General features: G+C 70.0%; 4 protein-coding genes. 1 reads left to right on the top strand and 3 read right to left on the bottom strand.

Features of this window, described 5'->3' with window-relative positions; genetic code table 11:
• On the bottom strand, positions 1-394 hold a 394-nt coding region (locus tag KUTG_RS64395; protein ID WP_232241202.1), incomplete at its 3' end, for a cytochrome P450.
• A gap of 202 nt (positions 395-596) precedes the next feature.
• Between KUTG_RS64395 and KUTG_RS64390 the strand changes: the two genes are divergently transcribed.
• Positions 597-902, top strand: a complete 306-nt coding sequence (locus KUTG_RS64390; protein WP_232241201.1) for a hypothetical protein — start codon at positions 597-599, stop codon at positions 900-902.
• A gap of 294 nt (positions 903-1,196) precedes the next feature.
• On the opposite strand, the gene KUTG_RS39235 is transcribed toward KUTG_RS64390, so the two are convergent.
• Entirely contained in the window at positions 1,197-1,793 is a 597-nt protein-coding gene (locus KUTG_RS39235) for a TetR/AcrR family transcriptional regulator (RefSeq protein WP_157495091.1), read from the bottom strand.
• A 15-nt stretch (positions 1,794-1,808) separates the two neighbouring features.
• Positions 1,809-2,352 (bottom strand): response regulator transcription factor (locus KUTG_RS62150; protein WP_052395916.1); only part of this gene is annotated, 544 nt, incomplete at its 5' end.

Here is a 2,352-nt window from a genome sequence, read left to right as displayed (position 1 = left end):
GGAGCTCCATCCGGGCCAGCGGCTGGCCCAGACACTGGTGCACGCCAAAGCCGAAGGCGATGTGGTGCCGCGCCTGCCGGTGGATGTCCAGCCGGTCGGGCTCGGGGAAGGCGTCCTCGTTCCGGTTGCCGGCGTCGTTGGCCAGGATGACGCCCTCGCCCGCCCGCACCAGCTGGCCGGCGACCTCGACGTCCTCGGTGGCCACGCGGCGCCGCCCGGTGTGCACGATCGTCAGGTACCGCAACAGTTCCTCGACGGCGTTGGCGACGAGCTTCGGGTCCTCGGTGTCGAGCAGCTCGGCCAGCTGCTCGGGGAGATCCAACAAAGCGAGCGTGCCGAGGCCGATCATGTTGGCGGTGGTCTCGTGCCCGGCGACGAGCATCAGCACCGCCATGTAAAAAGACCTCGCGGCGGGTCAGCTCGCCGTTGGCCAGCTGGTCGCTGACCAGGCGGCCGATCAGGTCGTCGGTCGGCTCCTTCTCCTTGGCCGCCACCAGGTCCAGCAGGTACTCGCGCAGCTCGTCGCCGGCCTTGACCGCTTCCTCGACGGGCGTGCTGCGGGCGACCAGCTTCTTGCTGCGGGCCTGGAAGAAGTCGTGGTCCGAGTACGGCACGCCGAGCAGCTCGCAGATGACCAGCGACGGCACCGGCAGCGCGAAGTCGGTGACCAGGTCGGCGGGCTTGTCGCCGGCCAGCATGTCGTCGATCAGGCCGTCGACGATCTCCTGGACGCGCGGCCGCATGGCCTCCACCCGCTTGATCATGAAGTTGCGGGTCAGCATCTTGCGGTGCCGGTCGTGCTCGGGGTCGTCCATCGAGATGAACGCCCGGCTGTTCTCGCGCCGGGCCAGGATGGCGGCCGTCTGCGCGGGGAAGCCGGCCTTGCGGCTGTCGGCGGTTGAAGCGCGGGTCGCCGAGCACGGAGCGTTGCAAGTTCGTAGTCGGGGGATCAGCCCACGGCGTGCTGCCGTCCCAGATCCGCACCCGGCTGACCGGGTCGGCCGCGAGCACCTGCGGCGGCGGGTCGAACGGGCACTTGTCCGCTCGGGCCATCGGGAAGTCCGGCACGATCTCGGACACGGGCAGGGTTTCGGTCATTGTGACCCCCAGTCACCAAACGATCGTTCACTGACTTGGCCAGCATAGCGTCATTTGGTTGCGCTATCCAACTAGTAGCGGCGAGCGAGTGACCGGGGTCACTCCGTGACGAGCCAGACCAGCTCGTCCACGAAGTCGAGGATGGAGGGCTCCTGGGCGGTGTTCTCCGAGGCGTGCAGCAGCGCGACCCGGCCGTGGGCGCCGACGAACACGATGATCGCGGCCCGTCGCGCCGGTACCCGCAGCCGCACCCCGGCCCGCTCGCAGCGTTCGAACGCGTCGATCAGCATCTTCACGATGTCGACCAGCGGCCCGGACGGCGGCGTGGTCACCGGCCGGTTGTTGAGCATCAGCCGGTAGTGCCCGGGGTGGGCCATCGCGAACAGGCAGTAGGCCCGCATCTGCGCCTTGACCCGGTCCAGCACCGCATCGGCCGGACACTGCCCGTCGGCCTCGGCCATGGCCGTCGACAGCTGCTGGTAGTCGAACTCGATCAGGCCCTTCACCAGCGCGGCCTTGTCGGCGAAGTGCTGGTAGATGCTGGCCGGCGCGATCCCCGCGGCGCGGGCGACGCCCCGGATCGTCAGCCCCTGCTCGCCGCCCAGCTCGGACAGCAGCCGGGCGGCCGAGTCGAGGATCTCCAGCCGCAGCCGCTCACCCTGGCCCCAGGGGTTGCGCACACGCTGCGAGGTCACGAGGCACTGTAACCGTTACGGCCGGATCTGTCGGACGATCAGCGCGGCCTGCACGCGGTTGCGCACGCCGAGCTTGCCCAGCAGCGTCGACACGTAGCTCTTCACGGTCGCCTCGGTCAGCCCCAGCTCCGCGGCGATCGCCCCGTTGGAGCGGCCGCCGGCGATCAGGTCGAGCACCTGACGCTCCCGTGTGGACAGTCCGTGCAGCAACTCGTTGTCCGGCAACGGATTGCTTCGCAGTCGGGGTAGTAGAAGCGCCGCCACCCGTGGATCGAACACCACGCCACCGGCCGCCAGGTCGAGCACCGCCCGCACCAGGCTCTCCGGCTCGGCGTCGGCCAGCAGGAAACCCAGCGCCCCCAGATCGATGGCCCGGGTCACGTCATCGTCCACAACGGACGACGCCAGCACCGCCACCGGCGGGCCGCCGTCAAGGCCGCCCAGAACCAGACCACGCAGCGCCGACACGTCGCTGATCAAAACGACGTCCGGCCGCTGCGCGCGCACCAGCGCCGGCAGCTTCGGCCCGGGGTCGACCTCGGCGACGACCTCGACCCGG

This window comes from Kutzneria sp. 744 (assembly GCF_000568255.1).
In the GTDB taxonomy this organism is placed as follows: Bacteria; Actinomycetota; Actinomycetes; order Mycobacteriales; family Pseudonocardiaceae; genus Kutzneria.
This window is presented reverse-complemented; position numbering and strand designations above follow the sequence as displayed.